Below are 19,800 nucleotides of genomic sequence, written 5' to 3' on the forward strand. Positions count from 1 at the left end.
CTCAACAACGCCGAGGCAGATTGTGGCGAAAATGGGGCCTTTGGGGCGCCCACCCGTCAGGTGAGCCGCCCGTGGCAGTGTTTGAATTTCTTGCCGGACCCGCAGGGGCATGGATCGTTGCGGCCCGGATTGCCCCAGGTGCTTGGGTCATCTTCGACAAAACCATTGGCCGCTGGTGCCGCCTCGCTGGCCCCGGCTGCGGCCTCGGTCGCTTGGGTTGCGGCCTGTTGCTGGGCCTGCTGCTGCGCTTGGAGCTGTTTGATCAGCTGTTCTTGCTGCTCCGGCGTCAGTGGTTGGATCTTAGCCAAGCGCTCAGTCACATCGGCGCGCAAGCTGTCGAGCATGCCTTCGAAGAGTTGGAAGCTTTCGGTCTTATATTCGTTCAGCGGGTCGCGCTGCGCATAGCCGCGGAACCCGACGACCGAGCGCAGATGTTCCAGCGTCAGCAAGTGTTCACGCCATTTGCCGTCGATCGTCTGCAACAGCACCTGCTTTTCGATATTGCGCATTTGTTCCGGGCCGAACTGCACCGCCTTGCTGGCCATGTATTCATCAGCCGAGCGTTCGAGGCGTTCGCGGATGTCTTCATCGTCGACGCCTTCTTCATCGGCCCATTCGGCGACGGGCGCATCAACGCCCAGTTTCGCGCGAACCTCTTCTTGCAAGCCTTCCGTATCCCATTGATCGGCATAGGATTTTGGCGGCATATGGATATGAACCAGGTCGTCAATCACTTGATGGCGCATGTCGCGGGTGACCTCGCCGATCTCTTCGGCCCCCATGATTTCCATGCGTTGGCCGAAGATCGCTTTCCGCTGATCATTCATCACATCGTCGAATTTCAGGAGCTGTTTGCGGATGTCGAAGTTGCGGCCTTCGACCTTCGCTTGCGCCTTTTCGAGCGATTTGTTGACCCAGGGGTGCACGATGGCCTCGCCCTCTTTCATGCCGAGGGTCGAGAGCATTTTGTCGAGCCGGTCGGAGCCGAAGATCCGCATCAGATCGTCTTCCAGGCTCAGGAAGAAGGAGGAGCGACCGGGGTCGCCCTGACGGCCGGAGCGACCGCGGAGTTGGTTGTCGATCCGGCGGCTCTCATGACGCTCGGTGGCCAGAACATAGAGCCCGCCCGCAGCTTTCACGGCCTCTTCATCGGCCTCATGCTCGGCCTCGATCTTGGCGCGGACCTCATCGGGGTTCGCCTCGGGATCGGCGGCGATGGCCTCCATCACTTTGAACTCGACATTGCCGCCCAGTTTGATGTCGGTGCCGCGCCCTGCCATGTTGGTCGCGATGGTGATCGCGCCGAGCTTGCCTGCGTCGGCGACGATCTGCGCCTCTTGTTCATGTTGCCGTGCGTTCAGGATGTTATGCGGCAGCTTGGCTTGGGTCAGAAGCTGGCCCAACATCTCGGATTTCTCGATCGAGGTGGTGCCGACGAGAACCGGCTGCCCCTTCTCATGCGCCTCGCGGATTTGCTCGACGATGGCGGCGTATTTCTCCTCGCCAGTGCGGTAAACCTGGTCGTCTTCATCCAGCCGGGCAATCGGGCGGTTGGTCGGGATCTCGACCACGCCAAGCCCATAGATTGAGGCGAATTCTTCGGCCTCGGTGGCGGCGGTCCCGGTCATGCCGGCGAGTTTGCCGTAAAGGCGGAAATAGTTCTGGAAGGTCACCGAAGCCATGGTGATGTTTTCAGGCTGAATATTGGCGCCCTCTTTGGCCTCGATCGCCTGGTGCAGACCGTCCGAGAGGCGGCGGCCCGGCATCATCCGACCCGTGAACTCATCGACAAGAACAACCTCGCCATTCCGGACGATGTAATCTTTGTCCTTCTGGAAGGCTTTATGCGCACGGAGCGCGTTGGTGACATGGTGCACGATGGTCGTGCTTTCCGGGTCGTAGAGGCTCTGGCCCTCAGGCAAAATCTCTTCGGCATGCAGGCGCTCTTCGAGGAAATCATTGCCTTCATCGGTGAAGGTGACGCCCCGGGTTTTTTCGTCGAACGTGTAGTGATCTTCTTCGATGCCGGGGATCAGCTTGTCGATCGTGACATAAAGCTCCGACCGGTCCTCGGACGGGCCGGAAATGATCAGCGGTGTCCGCGCCTCATCGATCAGGATCGAGTCGACCTCATCGACAATCGCGAAGTTATGACCGCGTTGCGCCATATCGGCGAGTGAGGCCCGCATATTGTCGCGCAGATAGTCGAACCCAAGCTCGTTATTGGTCGCATAGGTGATATCGGCGGCATAGGCCGCGCGCTTCTCTTCATCGGGCTGACGCGGGTAGACAACGCCGGTCGAGAGGCCCAACGCGGTGTAGACCTTGCCCATCCAATCGGCGTCCCGCTTGGCCAGGTAGTCGTTAACGGTGACGATATGCACGCCCTTGCCGGTCAGCGCGTTGAGATAGGCGGGGAAGGTCGCAACAAGGGTTTTGCCCTCGCCTGTCTTCATCTCGGCGATATTGCCTTGGTGCAGAAAAAGCCCGCCAATCAACTGTGTATCAAAGGCGCGCAGGCCGAGGGCGCGGCGCGCGGCCTCCCGGCAGTTGGCGAAAGCTTCGGGCAGCAGATCATCCAGCGCCTCGCCGTTCTGGGCGCGATTCCGCAGTTCGGCGGTTTTGGCAACGATGTCTGTATCGGAGAGTTTTTCGAACTCGGGCTCCAGCGCGTTGATCTTCTCGATCACCGGCCGCACGGATTTCACTTTGCGGTCATTTGGCGTTCCAAAAACCTTTTTTGCGATCGTTCCAAGCCCGAGCATACGTTTAAACGCCTTTTTCTTTCGGGGTGGCCCCGTGTCGGCGGCGTTCCCCGGATCATCAATTCGTGTGTTGCACGCGGCTTGTTTGGTCTACCGCTGCAGTCTATCAACGGCGGCAAGACCGGCACGGCCCCGGTGCAAAACCCGTCAGGGACATAAGGGGCCGCCGGATATGTGTCAACGCGGCCCAAAGATCATTGGGCCTTCGTAACAAAGGATTTCTTGGATGAAACGATTTCTTGCGGGTGCGGCGCTTGCCGCGCTGATGGCGGTTCCCGCCCAGGCTCAAGACGCAGACACGGTTTTGGCGACGGTGAACGGGGCCGATATCACCCTGGGTCACTTGATCGCGATGCAGGCGCTTTTGCCTGAGCAGTATCAGCAATTGCCCGATCAAGTCTTGTTCGACGGGATGCTGGAACAGCTGGTGCAGCAAGAGGTTGTGGCCGGTGCCGCACGCCAGATGGTCACGCCGCGGATGGAGCTTGGCCTGGAAAACGAAGAGCGCGCGTTCATGGCTGCGGCGATGATGGAGATGATCGCGATGGCCGACATCAGCGAGGAGAATCTCCTGGCTGAGTATGATCGCGTCTATGGTTCTGCCGAACCGGCGCGGGAATTCGATGCCTCGCATATCTTGGTCGAAACGGAAGAGGCCGCCGCTGCGCTGGTCGAGGAGTTGGCGGGCGGTGCGGATTTTGCCGAACTGGCGCAGCAGCACTCCACCGGCCCGTCAGGACCCAATGGTGGGCAACTAGGCTGGTTCACCGCGGGCATGATGGTGCCAAGCTTTGAAGAAGCGGTGTTCGAGCTGGAGGTTGGCGAAGTCTCGGCCCCGGTTGAGACCCAGTTTGGCTGGCATGTGATCATCCTCAATGACAGCCGGTTGCAGGATGCCCCCGAGCTTGACGACGTGCGTGCCGAATTGATCGACGGCCTGCGCAACGCACGGGTCGAGACGCGGATGGAGGAACTGGTCTCTGAGGCTGAGGTTGAGCGCCCTGAGATTGAGATCGATCCGGCGCTGATCCGTGACATGGGTTTGTTGGAAAACTAAGCCGCCCAAGATGAGTGATGCAGAAAACACCGGGCCAGCGGTCTCACCGCTTGCCCCGAAGGCCGGATTTCCGAAGATGCCGGAGATCGGCGGAGTCCGCTTTGCCGCGACCTCTGCTGGGGTCAAATATCGCAACCGCGATGATGTGATGCTGGCAGAGATCGCGCCGGGCGCGTCTGTGGCTGGCGTTTTCACACGCTCGGCGACCCGTGCGGCACCGGTTCTGGATTGCGAAGCGAAGCTGGCGGGTTTGGACCCAAGCGACGCCGGCTTCGCGATCTTGGTCAATTCCGGCAATGCCAATGCCTTCACGGGCGGCGCAGGCGAGAGCACGGTTCAAGCTGTTTGCGCCGAGGTGGCGCGGGTCATGGACGTGCCCGAGGGGCATGTGTTCACGGCCTCCACCGGGGTGATTGGCGAACCCTTGCCGCCGGAAAAGATTACGGGCGTTGTCGCGGGGCTGAGAGAAGCGCTTGCGCCCGACGGCGCAGAAGCCGCCGCGCGGGCGATCATGACGACCGACACTTTCGCGAAAGGCGCAACAGCAACGGTCGAGATTGATGGCACGATGGTGAGCATTGCCGGGTTCGCCAAAGGCTCCGGCATGATCGCACCGGATATGGCGACGATGTTGAGCTATATCTTCACCGACGCCGCGATTGATCAGCCTGTGTTGCAGGCGATGCTGTCGGATCAAACGAAACGGACCTTCAACGCCATCACCGTCGATAGTGACACCTCGACCTCCGATACGGTGATGGTGGTGGCCACGGGGGCTGCGGACCATGCGCCCATCGCGTCGTTGGAGACCCCCACGGCCCGCGCCTTCGGGGAGGCGTTGGAAGCGGTGATGAAAGACCTTGCCTTGCAAATTGTCCGCGATGGTGAGGGTGCTACGAAACTGGTCGAGATTCGGGCCACCGGCGCGGCCAACGCCGCCGATGCCGAGAAGGTCGCGCGCGCCATTGCCAACTCGCCGCTGGTGAAGACCGCGATTGCCGGAGAGGATCCAAACTGGGGCCGTGTCGTAATGGCAGTGGGCAAATCGGGCGCGGCGGCAGATCGCGACCTGCTTAGCATCCGGTTCGGCGATATCCTGGTGGCGGAGAGGGGCTGGGTGGCGCCGAGCTATAGCGAAGAGGCAGGTGCCAGCTACATGAAAGGCGATGAGTTGTTGATTGCGGTTCATTTGGGCCTGGGCGATGGCGCCGCGACGGTTTGGACCTGCGATCTGACCCATGGCTATATCACCATCAACGCGGATTACCGGTCGTGAAGACAGTTCTGGTTTCTGCCGTGGCTCTGATCGACCCCGACGGTCGCGTGCTTTTGGCGCAGCGCCCCGAGGGCAAATCGATGGCGGGGCTTTGGGAGTTCCCGGGTGGCAAGGTGGAACCGGGCGAGACGCCTGAGGTTGCGCTCATTCGGGAACTGCATGAGGAACTGGGGATCGACACATGGGCCTCCTGCCTCGCGCCGCTAACCTTCGCCAGCCACAGCTATGACAGTTTCCATTTATTGATGCCGCTTTTCGCCTGCCGGAAATGGGAGGGAATCCCTGCGGCGCGCGAAAACCAAGTGTTGAAATGGGTCCGGCCGAAGGACCTACGAGACTACCCGATGCCAGCGGCGGACATCCCCCTCATCCCGATTTTGCGGGATTGGTTGTAGGATTTTCGGCAGGGTCCCCAATGGATTGACTGCATGTCATAAATTTTATGCGTTTTCGTGGCAATAAGCGTCTAACATGTGGCCAGCAACAGCCAATCGGGGGATAAGACTGTGCTGAAAACCATCACATTGGGCACCTGCGTATCTGTTCAAGGCGTGTTTGTTCGCGCGCTTCAGAACGGCAAAATCGTCGTCCGCGTGGGTGACCGGATCTTCACCGGGCGACCGGTCAGCGCCGAAGCGGCCTGATCCGCTCTAGTCGATCCAGCCTTTCAGATTGTCCTCGACCACGGCGGAAAGCGCTTTGATATGGGCGTCGTCATCGTTGAGGCAGGGGATATAGGTGAATTGCTCGCCACCGGCTTCCTCGAAACTCTCTTTGATCTCTTCGTTGATCTCTTCAAGCGTTTCGATGCAGTCGGCTGAGAAAGCCGGGGCGACAACGGCGATCTTCTTCTTGCCCTGTTCGGCGAGGCGCGCGACCTCTTCCACGGTGTAGGGTTGCAGCCATTCTTCGGGGCCGAACTGCGACTGGAAGGTGGTGGTGATCTCCGTATCGGCCCAGCCCAAACGCTCTTTCAAGAGCCGTGTCGTCTTCTGACATTGGCAATGATACGGATCGCCCTCCATCAGATAGCGGATCGGCACACCGTGATAGGAACAGACCAGAATGTCGGGCCGGTCTTCCAGCGCGCCATAGGCCTTCTCCACCGATTGCGCCAAGGCTTCGATGTAAAGCGGATGTTCGAAATAGGGCTCGACCGTGCGCGCGATAGGCTGCCATTTCACATCCATCAAGGACCGGAAGAATTGATCGCAGGCCGTGGCCGAGGTGGCCCCGGCATAATGTGGGTAGAGGGGGAAGAAGAGGATCTTCTGGCACCCCTGGGCGATCATGGCATCGACCTTGGATTTGGTTGAGGGATTGCCGTAGCGCATGCAGAAATCGACCACGACCTGATCGCCATAACGCGCCTCAAGCGCGGCCTTCATCTTGGCCGTTTGGTCCTTGGTGATCGTCATCAGCGGGCTTTCGCCTTTGTCGTGATTCCAGATCGATTTATAGGCTGCGCCCGAGCTGAACGGGCGTTTGGTCAGGATGATGAGCTGCAAAAGCGGCTGCCATTTCCACCACGGATAGTCGATGACGCGTTTGTCGGAGAGGAACTCGTTCAGATAGCGGCGCATCGGCCAATAGCTGTAATCATCCGGTGTTCCGAGATTGGCCAACAGCACGCCGGTTTTGCCGAAGGAGACCTTGGGGTGGTCGGCGGCGGCATGGGGAGGCACTTCGTTCATCATCATCTGGTGTTCGTCTTTCACTCTTGGTCTCGGGTCTGAACCGGCATGGCCGTTTCGTCGAATTCGGTGGTTTTCAGGGCATCGGCCAGGCGAGATGTCGCACTGCCTGGGCGAAGCGGTTTTTGCTGACTTTCATGCGGGGACCAGCCGGTGAGAAAGGCCAGTTCAAAGGTCGCGCGGATGCGCCTGTTCTCGGCGGGAAAGCTCTCGGCATAAATCTCTGCCGCGCGGGTGAAGAGGCGGCGGGGCGTCGGGCCACGGTGCCGTGTTGCAAGGGCGTTGGTCTCGCCCATGGCGCGGAGATCGGCCATCAGCGACGGCAGATCGGCATAGCTGACATCGCGGCGCGTGCTGTCGGCCACGGGCAAAGCAAACCCGGCGCGCTGCAACAGCCCGCCAAGGTCGCGTAGCTCCCCCATCGGCGCGATGCGGGGCGAGAGGCCGCCGAGTGTCTCGATCTCGGCCTGCCCAAGGGCGGCGCGCAGTTCGGCCAATGTGTCCCCCGCAAAGAAGACGGCGAGGAACAATCCATCGGGCTTGAGCGCGCGGCGGCATTGGACGATCTGGCCCACCGGATCATTGGCCCAATGCAGGCCCATGGCGTGGATCACCAGATCATGGGCGCCCGGCGCAATGTCGAGCGTCTCTGTATCCGCGACCAGTGTCGCACCTGGCAGGAAATCGGCCCAGATTTCTGGGAACGCCGTCACGATCGCGGGTGTCGTAAACGATCTGTTAACGTCGATGAGTCTTTCCTGAAGCTCGAACCTGGCCTCGTCATGCAGGAAGCCCGCTTGATCCAGCCGGGCGCGGGCGCGGCGGCGGGCAAGGGTGGCTCTGTGCACCAAGGCGGCTGGCGTAGGGTGTGACACGTGAGGTTCCGTTCGCTGACCCGCTGCAACTTAGGGGCGTGATATGAGATTGCAAACCGCGATACATGCGGTGTTTCCGCCCGAATGTCTCTGCTGTGGCGCGCGGGTCGAAAGCGATTATGCGATTTGCGGGGCGTGCTGGGGCGATACGCCGTTTATCCACGGCACGGCCTGCGACAAATGCGGCGTGCCACTGCCTGGCGCTGAGGAGGAGACGGCACTGCGCTGTGATGAGTGTCTGCGGGTGGCGCGGCCCTGGTCGCGGGGACGGGCGGTGTTCGTCTATGGCGGAAATGCGCGGCGGCTGGTTCTGGGCCTGAAACATGGTGATCGGGCCGATGTGGCGAAAGCGGCAGGGCCGTGGATGGCCGCACGCGCCGCACCGCTTCTGACGGAGCAGAGCCTCATCGTGCCGATCCCGTTGCACCGCTGGCGGCTCTTGAAGCGGCGCTACAATCAATCGGCGCTTCTGGCCCATGCCTTGGGCCGGGCCGCGAACGTGGAGGTTGCACCTGACGCTCTAATCCGGCCCTCTGCGACGCAGAGCCAAGACGGGCTCGGCTATGAGAAGCGGTTTGAAAACCTGGGGAGCGCGATCAGACCGCATCCGAAACATGGCGCGGTTTTGGCGGGACGCAATGTGCTGTTGATCGACGATGTGATGACCTCGGGCGCGACATTTTCAGCGGCGACCGAGGCAGCTTTTGTTGCGGGCGCAAAAAACGTCTGCGTGATAGCCCTAGCGCGCGTCGCCAAGGACGCCTAAATCACCCTGATTGCGGGATTGATTGGACGGAAGATCATGCCAACTGTTGAAATTTATACGTCGCCGCTTTGCGGCTATTGCCACGCGGCCAAGCGGATGCTGACTGACAAGGGTGTCAGCTTTGCCGAGTACAACGTGTCGGGTGATGCGGCAAAGCGGCAAGAGATGCTGAGCCGCGCCAATGGCCGCCACACGGTGCCGCAGATATTCATCGGGGAGACCCATGTCGGCGGCTATGATGAGATGGCCGCCCTTGAACGGGACGGCAAGCTCGACCCCCTGCTCGCCGCGTGACGCGACGCTGAGACCCCTTGCCGAGCGGCAGGGGTTTATGTGTTATGCGCGCCATGAGTTCGACCGAAGACCCTCTTGCCATTGCGCTTTTTAGTGAAATGTTCATGGCCGATCAGCTGGCGCGCAACCGGCTGTCGAAGGCGTTGCCGAAAGGCATGGAGCTCAGCCATTTCTCGGTGTTGAACCATTTGGCGCGGAGCGGTGAGGAAAAGACACCGGCGCAATTGGCCCGCGTGTTCCACGTCACACGAGGCGCGATGACCAACACATTGGGCAAGTTGGAATGGGCCGGTCATGTGCATATTCGCCCCGATTGGGATGATGCACGGCGGAAATTCGTCTCGATCAGCCCTTCGGGCAAGCGGGCGAGAGATGCCGCGCTTGAGGTGATTGCGCCGATCTTATCGGAAACGGTGACGGAGATTGGCGCCGACCGAGTGCGCTCGGCCCTCCCAGTGATCCGCGAGATGCGGCTGCGTCTGGAAGACGAGGGCTGATGGAACGGCTTTGGTTCTAGAGGCTTGCTTCGAGGAATGGCGATCTTAACCCATCGAGTACCGACTTGATGACGGCTTTGTTTTGTGGGCCTAGGATTGGTATCTCCCAGTGATGGCGAGATGTCTCCGCTGCACAAAGCTTGCGACGTAGCGGCGCGCGTCGCAACGTCAGCTAAACTCTTCTGCGATACCATCCTTCGAGATTCGGATGGCTAGTTCGCCTGAGAAGACGGATAGGGTTATACAACAACGACCACACCAGAGCCGTCTTCAATCTCTCCAACGGATTCGTGCTGAACGGTATGTCATTCCATCATTTCGTCGTGCAGGTTTTGCCGGTGATAAGTCGGTTGGCTAGATCCCAGAACGCCGGCGGCACCTGTGCATTTTTGATCGCAGTGACGTTGCTTTTCAACCGGCTCGGGTGACCGTTGCCAAGAAGAAGGCTAGCGACCTGTTTGCGTCGGATCGGGAAGGCGAGGGCTGCCTCGGGCAATGTTATGTCGAAAGCCTTACAAAGTACCTCAAGTGCACTGACCTTGACCAATACTTCTTCTGGTGCTGGCCCGTAGTCCCAGTGGGCCCCCTCCACCGCACCGGTGGCGAGAATGCCGGAGTTGAAGACACCACCGATCACGAAACGCGTGCCTGAACGGTCACACATCTCCAAGAGGCGCGCTTCAGCGGAACGATCCAACAATGTATAGCGGCCGGCAAGCAGGATTAGATCTATCTCGACCTGCGCAAGAATTGTCTCGCAGATCTCGACTTCGTTCACACCGATTCCAATGGCTTGTACGGTACCTGAGGCTTTCAAATCCGCTAGCGCGCGAAATCCGCCATTGACGAGTTGCGCCATGTAGATGTCATTGCGTCTACCATGTGTACGTTCCCCAATGTCATGGACGTAGAGGATATCGATCCGGTTCAATCCAAGCCGCTGCAGACTGTCTTCATAGGACCGCATGATCCCGTCATAGGAGTAATCGTAGTTCTGATCGAAGGGCAGCGGGTTCACGAAGCCGTTCAGCGCCGCGTGCCTTACTGCGGACGGCGATAACAATCGCCCGACTTTGGTGGACGTGATGACTTCCTCATCCGGTTTGTCCCGTAAGAAATCGCCGAGGAGTCTTTCGGCCTTGCCTTGCCCGTAATGCGGGGCGGTGTCGAAATACCGGATGCCAAGGTCCCATGCGGTCTCAAGCGTTTGAAGCGCTGTGTCGCGCGCTACCTCTTTATAGAGCCCCGCGACCGCCGCCGTACCGAGGCCGATTTGCGGCAACTCCAATGCCATCTTTGTCACCCAATCCGTAAGCCACTTTCGGCATCAAAAAGATGCACATGGGCGTCATCGAAGGACAGACCAAGCTGGTCACCTGACGAAAGATTCGCGTGACCACGCAGGGCGGCCAGCGCGTCGGTCTCGCCCAGATGCGCCGATATCAACGTTTCCGCCCCGGTGGGTTCAACCACCGCCACGCGGATGTGGATGCGGGGGTGGCGACGTCTTGCAAAAGATGTTCTGGACGGATGCCAAACAGGATGTCCCTACCTGGTGCCACGGCTTGCGGCAATGCAACGGCCTGACCATCTTCCAACCGCGCCGTGCCGCCAGTCTCTGTTTTGGCCGGAAACAGGTTCATCGAAGGAGAGCCGATAAAAGACGCCACGAAACTGTTTTGCGGCTGGTTGTACAGCTCAAGCGGGGAGCCGATCTGTGAGACATGGCCGCCGTCAAGCACAATGATCTTGTCGGCCATGGTCATGGCTTCGATCTGATCGTGGGTCACATAGACAACCGTTGTTTTCAGCTTCTGATGTAGCTCTTTGATCTCGGTTCGCATCTTAACGCGCAGCTTTGCATCGAGATTGGAAAGCGGCTCGTCAAAAAGGAACACCGATGGGGCCCGTACCGCACGCCCCATCGCTACACGCTGTCGCTGACCACCGGACAGGTGGCGCGGATAACGGTCGAGAAGGTGACCAAGCCCTAGAATTTCAGCCGCCGCTTCGACCTTCGCCCGGGACTCGGCCTTGTCGGCCCGTGCCAAGCGCAGCGAAAACCCCATGTTTTCGGCGACGGTCATATGCGGATAAAGGGCGTAATTCTGGAACACCATGGCGATATCGCGCTCTTTCGGAAGCGCGTTGTTTACCACACTGTCGCCGATGACGATCTCGCCGCCGGTTACCGACTCCAACCCGGCCAGCATGCGCAGCAGGGTTGATTTTCCGCACCCCGACGGGCCGACCAGAACCGCGAACTCTCCCGGTTCAATGTCGATGTCGACCCCGTGGATAACAGGTATGGCGCCGTAGGATTTGCGGACGTCGTGCAGCGCAATTGGTTTCATCTCAAATGCCTTCCATGGCCCGTTGCATCGCCACGCTTAGGTGGTCGGACAGTTTCGATTGCGCGGCCTCGGCATCGCCCCGGGCGCAGGCTTCCAAAATCGCGATATGTTCTTCGAGCGCGCCAAAGACCCGTTTCGCGCTCAGTCGAATATTAGTGCGGATCAGGCGTAGGCGGACGGCATTGATCTGATAGGTTTCTTCCACCAACTCGTTGTTGATCGCGCCGACAAGTTCATCGTGGAACCGCCAATCTACATCCACCGCCTGACTCAGAACCTCAGCGGAGGCTTCCTTCTGCGCGCGCTGTAACACGTCATTGGTATCCCTCAGGGTCACCTCTGCCTTATCCTGATGGAACTCGCAGTAGTCCGGGACAGCCGCGAGTTCGAGGATAGACCGGAGTTGAAACGCCTCGCGGATGAAGCGCAGGGTTACATCGGCCACCTGAATGCCGCGCTGGGGATGCACTTTCAGAAGCGAGTCGTGCTCCAGCCTTTGGATCGCTTCTCGCGCGCTGCCAAGCGAGACACCGGCCAGCTCCGCAAGCTCGCGTTGGGTCACAAACTGACCAGGTTTCAAATCCCCGGCAAAGAGCCGGTCGCGGAAACTTTCATAGGCTGAGATGCGAGACATGATTTTGCGGTCCGGTCACTTCTATCTTGGGTTAGGTGCGGCGAGTTTATTCATTTCTCATCGATCTACTAGTTCGCAGTCAGTGATAATGGGTAAATGAATCACTTGTCAATTACTGATTAATCAGTTACCCAGTCAGTGATCGACATCAAGGCTGACTGTGAATGCAACCGATTATCATTGATAGAATCCAAGTGTTTGCAGTGTCTGTGACACCCCCTCGCGGACCTGAATCGTCACTGGGCTCCATGCCGGTGCGCAATGGGTTGCTGGTGAAGCTGACGACACTCGATGGCGTGGAGGGATGGGGTGAGGCGTGGTGCAACTTTCCGCCCCGGGGCAATCTTTCCCGGTTGTTCCTGATCGAAGATGTCATCGCGCCGATGTTGTTGGGTCGGAAGCTCGACCGTTTTGATCAATGTCGACCGGTTTTGGAGCGCGATCTTGGTCGACTGGCCCGCCATACTGGCGAGCCTGGCCCGTTTGCCCATTGTTTTGCCGCCATCGACACGGCCCTGGCCGACATCGCGGCACGAGCGCAGGGTCGGCCTTTGGCCTCTTTTCTCGCCGACGCTCCGGGTGGCGAGATTTCCGTTTATGCCAGCACCCCCGATGTGTCGCGACTTGAAGCCTCGATTGGAGAGGTGTTGGCCGATGGGCATGTCGCGACCAAGCTGAAGATCGGCTTTGACCGTGCCACCGATATGAGCCTGCTGCGGCGCTTTCGCGACCTTGCGGGAGGGCAGTTGGCGGTGATGGCGGATGCGAACCAGAACTGGTGTCTGAGCGAAGCAAAGGAGGCGGTGGCAGCGCTGGCCGAGTTTGACCTTGGCTTCATCGAAGAGCCGATCGCCGCAGATGCCCCGCAGGATCAGTGGGCTGAACTGACCGCCGTCAGCCCGATCCCGATCGCGGCCGGCGAGAACATTACATCGGCGCTGGCCTTTCGAGACTACACCCATTTGGGCGGGTTGACGGTGCTACAGCCCGATGTTGCGAAATGGGGCGGCGTCAGTGGCACCTATGCGGTGGGGAGTGAGATTCATGCCGCAGGGCGCACCTGTGCCATGCACTACATGGGCACCGCCATTGGTCTTGCGGCCAGCGCCCATGTCTTGGCGGCGGTTGGCGGTACGGGACCGCTCGAACTGGACGCCAACCCCAACCCGCTTCGCACCGAGCTCGGGGAGATCGACCTGGGCGTCACCAATGGAAAAATGCAGCTGCCCGGAGGCGAGGGGATTGGTTTTGTGCCCGACCCCGAGGCCCTGAAGAGGTTCAAGGTTGCTCAGGCAGATGTGCACTGACGATAGCGCTGTTCATCAAAGGGAGGATATCATGCGCAAGTTTCTAACTCTTACATCCGCGGCTGGGGCCTTACTGGCCGCAAGCGCGGCCTTTGCGGATGTCGAGCTGACATTCCGGTTTAACGATGGCGAGCGCGAGGAAATGCGCGCCGCCCTGGATGCGTTCGAGGCGGACAACCCTGGGATCACAGTCGAGCTTCAAACAATTGCTTGGGGCGATTCTCGCGAACAGTTCCTGCGCGAGGGTGCGGTGGGGCAGGGCCCTGATGTGGTTCATATCGCGTTTGTTTGGACCCAGGAAATGGCCGAGGCGGGCATCGTGATGCCCATCGACGAGATGACCCAGTATGGCGAGTTCGCCAATGGGTTCGACGATTTCATCGCCACCGACCTGACGATGTATGACGGCCGTGCCTGGGGCGTGCCCTGGTCTGCTGACACATGGGCCATGGTGTACCGGACCGATGTGCTGGCCGAGGCTGGGATCGAGGCGATGCCTGAAACCTGGGATGAGCTCCTGGCCGCCAGCCGGACCGTCGCGGCAGAGACTGGCAAGACCGGCTTTGCCTTCCCTGCCGCCGATCAGGTCTGGTTCCCGTTCAACTATTATCTGTGGTCCAACGGCCTGACGCTTGTTGAAGAGGATGGCGCGGGTGGATACCAGCCTGGCGTGAGCGTCGAGGAACTCGCTGCTGCGCTCGATTATTTCGGCACCTATATCAACGAAGAGCTTGTGCCGCGTTCGGTTTTGGCCATTGAGGTGCCACATGATCCGGCACTGTTGCAAGCGCTCTTGGATGGCTCGCAGGCGATGGCGGTGATGCCGACAAACACCTATCGTCAGCTTCTTTCGGCCTTTGAGGAGGCCAATCCCGGCGCCGAGGTGCCTTTTGCCTCCGGTACGATGATGGGGGGCAGCGAAGGGCCGCAGACTCATCTGGGTGGGCGCACTTTGGTGGTGAACTCCAACACCGATCACCCGACCGAGGCGTGGCAATTGCTGCAGTATCTGACCGAGGCGGGCCTGTTCGAGACCTATTACACCAACCAGTTCCCGGCGCAGCGCACGTTGCTGTCGCAGATCGAGTATCGCAGCGAAGAGTTGGGCTTTGCCGATCAGCTTGCCAACCATACCCGCACTTGGGGTGCCTATGCCGAAAGCGGCGCGGGCGTCGGGCAGCTCTGGAACCTGACCGCGCGGTCTGTTGGCTCGGCCTTGTCGGGTCAGGTCACCTCGACCGAAGCGGCGGAGCAGTTGCTGGCAGAGATCGAGCGTGTGCTCGATAATTGACCCATGATAGAGGGCCGGTCCGTGCTGATCGGCCCTCATTCATCGCAGACAGGAGCCCTCGATGGCACTCTCCCCAACCGCCCGTGACCGGATCAATGCCTTCTGGATGCTGTTTCCAACCTTCCTGATCCTCGTCGGGTTCTACCTGTATCCCACGCTGTATAATCTGGAGTTGAGCTTCACCGACATCACGCTGCTGCAGTTGCGGCAGGGGGGCGAAAATGTCGGGCTTGCGAACTATACTGAGTTTTTGACCAGCCCGAGCTTCTTTGACATCGCCTTCAACACGGTGGTCTGGCTGACGGCGATCAGCGTGTCGCTGAAGCTGCTTCTGGGGCTGTTGTTTGCGTTGCTGCTGAACTCGCGTTTTGTAGCGGGGCTGAGACTGACCACGGTCACCCGGCTGATGCTGCTGGTCCCATGGGCGACGCCGCCGGTGGTCGCTGTGATCGCCTGGCGCTGGCTGTTTGATCCGACCCATGGCGCGATCAATCAGGCGCTGCTCTGGACCGGTCTGATCGATGATCCGGTGGCGTTTCTCGCCGAGCTGACAACCGTTTGGCCTTCCATCGTGACAATCATTGTCTGGAACACCACGCCCTTGATCGCGGTCTCTCTGTTGGCTGCTCTGCAAACGATCCCAGAAGAACTGAACGAGGCCGCGGCGATTGACGGTGCCACAACGTGGCAGCAATTCCGCTTTGTCACGCTGCCTTACCTGATGCCGACGATCTCGGTCTTAGGGCTGATGTCGGTGATCTGGACGTTCAATAATTTTGTCTATGTCTGGCTCGCAACGGGCGCGGGACCCGGTACCTATACCAATGTGCTGGCGACCGAGATTTACCTGCGTGCCTTTGTGGATCTCAGGATCGGGTACAGCTCCGCCATCGGGATTGTCATGGCGGTGGTCATGGCCCTGTTCGGCGCGCTCTATTTCCGCTTCTTCGGGTTGAGCGACATGCAGGACAAGGTGGGTTGAGGAAATGGCAATGCGCGAACGTCTGGCAAGAGCCATTGAAAATGGTGGCATGTTTCTGGCCGTCACCCTCTTCATGGTGTTTCTCCTGGCCCCCGCAGCCTTCGTCTTCCGGGGCTCGATTCAGAATATCTCGGTGTCACTGGTCTCTAGCGACGGGGGCTTCACTCTCGATAACTACCTGTCGATCCTGTCGGATGGGTATTTCGTCTATGTTTTCAACTCGCTCTATATCTGCGCGGCGGCGACAGTGCTCGCCTGCACGATCTCGCTGTTTGCCGCATATGGGCTGTCGCGGTTCCGCTTCCCGGGGCGGGGCTTCGTGTTCGGCGCGATTATGGGGGGCAGTTCTTTCCCTGGATCATCCTGGTCAATCCGATCTTTATCTTTTTCGCCCGCAGCGGCCTGATCAACAGCCATATCGGCTTGATCCTGTGTTACGCGGCCTTTGTCACGCCGTTCACCATCTACCTGCTGGTGGGTTATCTAACGACGATCCCTAAGGCGCTTGATGAAGCGGCGATTGTCGATGGGGCGAACCGGTTTCAGGTGATCCGCCTGGTGATCTTGCCGATCATGTGGCCCGGTCTGGTCGCGGCGGCCACCTTCGGCTTCCTGCAAAGCTGGTCGGAATACTTGTTGGCGCTGGCTCTGATCACCGAGGATGGGTTGAAGACCATTCCCCTGGGCCTCTACCAGTATTTCGGCGATGTGCAGGTCGATTGGGGGGCGGTTATGGCGGGCTCCGTGGTCGCGACAGTGCCAACGCTGCTCTTGTTCCTGCCTTTGCAGAAGAAGCTGGTCTCGGGCCTAACGCAGGGGGCAACCAAATGACCCGACATCTGTGGCCACGCGAATCCTGCCGAGTCACGTGCAGGAGTATCTGGCTATGCATCGCGCCCCTGATCCTGTGGTCGGGCCTGCGCTTCTGGCCCATGGGCATGCGGACTATCGGCTGCACTTGCTTGGGGGGTATGCAATCGCCAGCTTCGACTATCTGGGCAGTGATCTGGATGCCGACCGCGCACGGTTGCGGGCCTTGCCGGAGCTTGCCGACTGGATGGCCCGCACCAAAGCCTGTCAGGCACCACTGTCAGAAGCGCCAAACGCGCCGGTCTGGTCTCCGTTGCAGCAGATCTATCCCCTTCAAAGGGAACGCTGATGGCGATCGACACTCATGTCCATCTCTGGAGGCTCGATCGCGGGGATTATGACTGGCTGACGCCTGCGCGCCCGCGCATCCACCGCGACTTTCTCCCTGGTGATATGTGGGCGGCGCAAGAGGATCTGCCAATTTCTGGCGTCATAGCGGTACAGGCGGCACCGACATGGGCCGAGACGGACTGGCTCTTGGAGCAGGCGGCGGCGCATCCCAGGATCGTCGGCGTGACCGGATGGGCCGACCTGACGGCACCGGATGCGCGCGATGTGATCACAGAGATGGCGCGCAATCCCCGGCTTAAGGGCCTACGCCCGATGGAAGCGATCGCCGCAGGGCCGGAATGGCTGAGCACCGAGGCTTACGCTGACGGGTTGGCCGCGCTGGCCGAAACCGATCTAGTGTTGGAAGCGTTGGCCTTGCCGCATCATCTTCGCGGCGTCGCCGCTGTTGCCGAATGCCACATCGATCTGCCGATCATTATAAACCACGCAGCGAAACCGACACCAGCGACGGTTGAGGCGTGGCGCCAAGACTTGGCTGCATTCACCGATCTACCCAATGTCATATGCAAAATGTCGGGTTTCACAGCGCAGAGCCGGGACGACGCGTTTCATCAACATGTCTGGGATATGGTCTATGGCGTCTTCGGCCCGGACCGCATGATGTGGGGCAGCGACTTTCCGGTCTTGCAGGAAACCTCGACCTATCAGGCATGGTTTGATCTGTCTGAGCGGCTGGCAATCGGGATGTCACAGGACGAGCGGGACCAGGTCTTCCTAGGCACCGCCGCGCGTTGTTACGGTTTGAACGAGGAACAGACAACATGAAACGATTAGATGGCAAGACCTGCCTGGTGACGGCAGCGGGGCAGGGTATTGGGCGGGCCTGCGCCCTGGCAATGGCAGCGGAGGGGGCGCGGGTGCTGGCCACCGATATCAATGCCGGGGCGTTGGAGAGTTTGGCCGCAGATGGGATCAAGACGGCGGTTTTCGATGTCTGCGATCCCGACGCCATCGCCGGGTTCCGTGATCTAATCGCCGCGCCCTCGGTTCTTTTCAACTGCGCCGGCTTCGTTGACAACGGCACGATCCTGGATTGTGACGAGGCCGCCTGGGCACGCTCGGTCGAACTCAATGTGACGGCTATGTACCGGATGATCCGCGCCTTCCTGCCCGGCATGATCGCGGCGGGCGGCGGATCGATTATCAATATGTCTTCGGTCGCCTCTTCGGTCATCGCGGCGCCAAACCGCTTTGTCTATGGCACCACTAAAGCCGCCGTGATCGGTATGACCAAAGCTGTGGCGGCGGACCATATCGGGCAAGGCATCCGCTGCAATGCGATCTGCCCAGGCACGGTGGACAGTCCGTCATTGCATGACCGGTTGCGCGCTACCGGCAATTACGAAGCTGCCCATGCCGATTTTGTTGCCCGGCAGCCCATTGGCCGGATCGGCACGCCCGAAGAAATTGCGGCGCTCACAGTCTATCTGGCCTCCGACGAGAGCGCATATACGACCGGAGTTGCCCATGTCATCGATGGTGGCTGGTCCAACGTTTAAGGAGATACCATGAAACTGCTACGTGTTGGCCCAGCGGGCCAAGAAAAACCGGCCTTGCTGGATGCGTCGGGCATGCCGCGAGATCTTTCGGCCCATATCGACGATGTGTCGGGGGATGCGCTGAGCGACGAGAGCCTTGCCCGGCTGCGCCAGCTTGACCCCGAAAGCCTGCCCGCCCTGCCGAGCGATGCCCGTATCGGGCCCTGCGTGGGGCACGTGGGCAAGTTCATTTGCATTGGCCTGAACTACGCCGATCATGCGGCGGAGGCAGGTATGGCATTGCCTGAAGAGCCGGTGATCTTCTTCAAAGCGACCTCGGCCATTGTCGGCCCAAACGATGATGTCGAAATTCCCCGCGGGTCGGTCAAAACCGATTGGGAGGTCGAACTGGGCGTTGTGATCGGCAAGCCCGCCAAATACATCTCCGAAGCCGAGGCGCTTGATCATGTCGCGGGCTATTGTGTGGTTAATGACCTGAGCGAGCGGGATTTTCAGCTGCATCGCTCCGGCCAATGGGTAAAGGGAAAATCCGCCGACACGTTCGGCCCGATCGGCCCCTGGTTGGTGACCCGCGATGAGGTGACCGATCCGCAGGACCTGCCGATGTATCTCGAGGTGAATGGTACGCGCTTTCAGGATGGGTCGACCCGCACCATGCACTTCGGCGTGGCGACTGTTGTGTCTCACCTGTCGCAGTTCATGAGCCTGCAGCCAGGCGATGTGATCTCGACCGGCACGCCGCCGGGTGTGGGCATGGGGCAAAAGCCTGAGCAATACCTCCAGACCGGCGACAGCATGGTGTTGGGCATCAGAGGCCTGGGCGTGCAGCGTCAAAGGGTTGTTGCGGGCTGATCATCTCCACCCTAGTCGTTCAATTTGATTGTTAGGGCATGGCCAGCCCTTGATCCTTCGGGATGATGGTTTACGGCGCTGGCGGACACTATCCCCGAGTGCTGTTTGGCCTGACGGTGTTGTAGTGTTTTCTTTGTCCATCGATCAGGATTTGCGACTCGTGCAGGCTATAAAAGATTCCACCATTGAGAAACTCTTCTGGGAGCCGGACATTGAAGCTCTGGCAATGTCCGTTCGCCGACCAGAGCGCTCTCCAAAAATCTGAATCGATACGTTTGCTTCAGGTTGCGTGGTCAGACGAAGGTAATTGGCAGAGTTCTATGCGGATAGTCCGAAACTCCGCCGTCAGTGGATGCTGAACTCGCCGCATACCCCGCGGCCGAAACAGGGCATTACATCGCATTTTGTCCGTCCCGACCGATCCGGACGCACCCGA

The 19,800-nt window shown here is 59.8% G+C and carries 21 protein-coding genes and 2 pseudogenes; 16 read left to right on the top strand and 7 right to left on the bottom strand.

The window, feature by feature from the left end:
- Positions 1-56 precede the first annotated feature (56 nt).
- Positions 57-2,765 (bottom strand): preprotein translocase subunit SecA, encoded by a 2,709-nt coding sequence (gene secA, locus QTA57_RS05405; RefSeq protein WP_290154028.1) that lies wholly within the window; start codon positions 2,763-2,765, stop codon positions 57-59.
- Positions 2,766-2,991: 226 nt separating this feature from the next.
- Here secA and QTA57_RS05410 point away from each other — a divergent pair, with 226 nt between their 5' ends.
- The 4 genes from QTA57_RS05410 (at position 2,992) to QTA57_RS05425 (ending at position 5,742) form a co-directional block, all read left to right on the top strand.
- Complete coding sequence (locus QTA57_RS05410; protein ID WP_290154029.1) at positions 2,992-3,822, top strand: peptidylprolyl isomerase; 831 nt, start codon at positions 2,992-2,994, stop codon at positions 3,820-3,822.
- Positions 3,823-3,832: 10 nt separating this feature from the next.
- Positions 3,833-5,098, top strand: a complete 1,266-nt coding sequence (gene argJ, locus QTA57_RS05415) for a bifunctional glutamate N-acetyltransferase/amino-acid acetyltransferase ArgJ (protein ID WP_290154030.1) — start codon at positions 3,833-3,835, stop codon at positions 5,096-5,098.
- Entirely contained in the window at positions 5,095-5,493 is a 399-nt protein-coding gene (locus tag QTA57_RS05420; RefSeq protein ID WP_171559947.1) for a (deoxy)nucleoside triphosphate pyrophosphohydrolase, read from the top strand. Before argJ ends, QTA57_RS05420 begins: the two co-directional genes overlap by 4 nt.
- Positions 5,494-5,604: 111 nt before the next feature.
- The gene (locus QTA57_RS05425; protein ID WP_290154031.1) at positions 5,605-5,742 is read left to right on the top strand and encodes a hypothetical protein; all 138 of its coding nucleotides are present in this window, start codon (positions 5,605-5,607) and stop codon (positions 5,740-5,742) included.
- 6 nt (positions 5,743-5,748) lie between these two features.
- Here QTA57_RS05425 and hemH read toward each other — a convergent pair whose 3' ends face one another.
- Entirely contained in the window at positions 5,749-6,798 is a 1,050-nt protein-coding gene (gene hemH / locus QTA57_RS05430) for a ferrochelatase (RefSeq protein ID WP_407933497.1), read from the bottom strand.
- 14 nt (positions 6,799-6,812) lie between these two features.
- On the bottom strand, positions 6,813-7,643 hold the full coding sequence (locus QTA57_RS05435) for a methyltransferase domain-containing protein (protein ID WP_407933498.1): 831 nt from the start codon (positions 7,641-7,643) through the stop codon (positions 6,813-6,815).
- Between the two features lie 67 nt (positions 7,644-7,710).
- Here QTA57_RS05435 and QTA57_RS05440 point away from each other — a divergent pair, with 67 nt between their 5' ends.
- The 3 genes from QTA57_RS05440 to QTA57_RS05450 are packed head-to-tail and all read left to right on the top strand — an operon-like array spanning position 7,711 to position 9,224.
- Positions 7,711-8,433 (top strand): ComF family protein, encoded by a 723-nt coding sequence (locus QTA57_RS05440; protein ID WP_290154033.1) that lies wholly within the window; start codon positions 7,711-7,713, stop codon positions 8,431-8,433.
- A gap of 36 nt (positions 8,434-8,469) precedes the next feature.
- A complete protein-coding gene (grxC, locus tag QTA57_RS05445) occupies positions 8,470-8,727 on the top strand; it encodes a glutaredoxin 3 (RefSeq protein WP_145213989.1) in 258 nt (85 codons plus the stop codon).
- Between the two features lie 53 nt (positions 8,728-8,780).
- Positions 8,781-9,224, top strand: a complete 444-nt coding sequence (locus QTA57_RS05450; RefSeq protein WP_145213994.1) for a MarR family winged helix-turn-helix transcriptional regulator — start codon at positions 8,781-8,783, stop codon at positions 9,222-9,224.
- 313 nt (positions 9,225-9,537) lie between these two features.
- Here the strand turns inward: QTA57_RS05450 and QTA57_RS05455 are convergent, their stop codons facing one another.
- The 3 genes and pseudogenes from QTA57_RS05455 to QTA57_RS05465 form a co-directional block, all read right to left on the bottom strand.
- Positions 9,538-10,518 carry an aldo/keto reductase gene (locus QTA57_RS05455; RefSeq protein ID WP_290154034.1) on the bottom strand — a complete coding sequence of 327 codons (981 nt, stop codon included), beginning with the start codon at positions 10,516-10,518 and terminating at the stop codon, positions 9,538-9,540.
- A 5-nt stretch (positions 10,519-10,523) separates the two neighbouring features.
- A pseudogene (locus QTA57_RS05460) lies at positions 10,524-11,578 on the bottom strand (ABC transporter ATP-binding protein).
- Position 11,579: 1 nt separating this feature from the next.
- Positions 11,580-12,212: a GntR family transcriptional regulator gene (locus tag QTA57_RS05465; RefSeq protein WP_290154035.1), complete on the bottom strand. Its 633-nt coding sequence runs from the start codon at positions 12,210-12,212 to the stop codon at positions 11,580-11,582.
- 248 nt (positions 12,213-12,460) lie between these two features.
- Between QTA57_RS05465 and QTA57_RS05470 the strand changes: the two genes are divergently transcribed.
- The 9 genes from QTA57_RS05470 to QTA57_RS05510 all read left to right on the top strand — a co-directional run bounded on the left by QTA57_RS05470 (position 12,461) and on the right by QTA57_RS05510 (position 19,364).
- Positions 12,461-13,519 carry a mandelate racemase/muconate lactonizing enzyme family protein gene (locus QTA57_RS05470; RefSeq protein ID WP_290154036.1) on the top strand — a complete coding sequence of 353 codons (1,059 nt, stop codon included), beginning with the start codon at positions 12,461-12,463 and terminating at the stop codon, positions 13,517-13,519.
- A 31-nt stretch (positions 13,520-13,550) separates the two neighbouring features.
- Positions 13,551-14,810 (top strand): ABC transporter substrate-binding protein, encoded by a 1,260-nt coding sequence (locus tag QTA57_RS05475; RefSeq protein ID WP_290154037.1) that lies wholly within the window; start codon positions 13,551-13,553, stop codon positions 14,808-14,810.
- A 61-nt stretch (positions 14,811-14,871) separates the two neighbouring features.
- The gene (locus tag QTA57_RS05480) at positions 14,872-15,792 is read left to right on the top strand and encodes a carbohydrate ABC transporter permease (RefSeq protein ID WP_145214012.1); all 921 of its coding nucleotides are present in this window, start codon (positions 14,872-14,874) and stop codon (positions 15,790-15,792) included.
- A gap of 10 nt (positions 15,793-15,802) precedes the next feature.
- The gene (locus QTA57_RS05485) at positions 15,803-16,198 is read left to right on the top strand and encodes an ABC transporter permease family protein (protein ID WP_290154038.1); all 396 of its coding nucleotides are present in this window, start codon (positions 15,803-15,805) and stop codon (positions 16,196-16,198) included.
- Positions 16,195-16,623 carry a carbohydrate ABC transporter permease gene (locus QTA57_RS05490; RefSeq protein WP_290154795.1) on the top strand — a complete coding sequence of 143 codons (429 nt, stop codon included), beginning with the start codon at positions 16,195-16,197 and terminating at the stop codon, positions 16,621-16,623. Before QTA57_RS05485 ends, QTA57_RS05490 begins: the two co-directional genes overlap by 4 nt.
- Positions 16,624-16,678: 55 nt before the next feature.
- Positions 16,679-16,951, top strand: a complete 273-nt coding sequence (locus QTA57_RS05495; protein ID WP_290154039.1) for an L-rhamnose mutarotase — start codon at positions 16,679-16,681, stop codon at positions 16,949-16,951.
- Entirely contained in the window at positions 16,951-17,778 is an 828-nt protein-coding gene (locus tag QTA57_RS05500) for an amidohydrolase family protein (protein WP_290154040.1), read from the top strand. Before QTA57_RS05495 ends, QTA57_RS05500 begins: the two co-directional genes overlap by 1 nt.
- A complete protein-coding gene (locus QTA57_RS05505) occupies positions 17,775-18,512 on the top strand; it encodes an SDR family oxidoreductase (RefSeq protein ID WP_290154041.1) in 738 nt (245 codons plus the stop codon). The genes QTA57_RS05500 and QTA57_RS05505 overlap by 4 nt, the downstream gene beginning before the upstream one ends.
- 9 nt (positions 18,513-18,521) lie before the next feature.
- Complete coding sequence (locus QTA57_RS05510; protein WP_171559970.1) at positions 18,522-19,364, top strand: fumarylacetoacetate hydrolase family protein; 843 nt, start codon at positions 18,522-18,524, stop codon at positions 19,362-19,364.
- A 91-nt stretch (positions 19,365-19,455) separates the two neighbouring features.
- Here the strand turns inward: QTA57_RS05510 and QTA57_RS05515 are convergent.
- A pseudogene (locus tag QTA57_RS05515) lies at positions 19,456-19,599 on the bottom strand (integrase core domain-containing protein); the annotation flags it as partial.
- Between the last annotated feature and the right edge of the window lie 201 nt (positions 19,600-19,800).

The organism is Fontisubflavum oceani (assembly GCF_030407165.1).
Taxonomy (GTDB): Bacteria; Pseudomonadota; Alphaproteobacteria; order Rhodobacterales; family Rhodobacteraceae; genus Rhodophyticola; species Rhodophyticola oceani.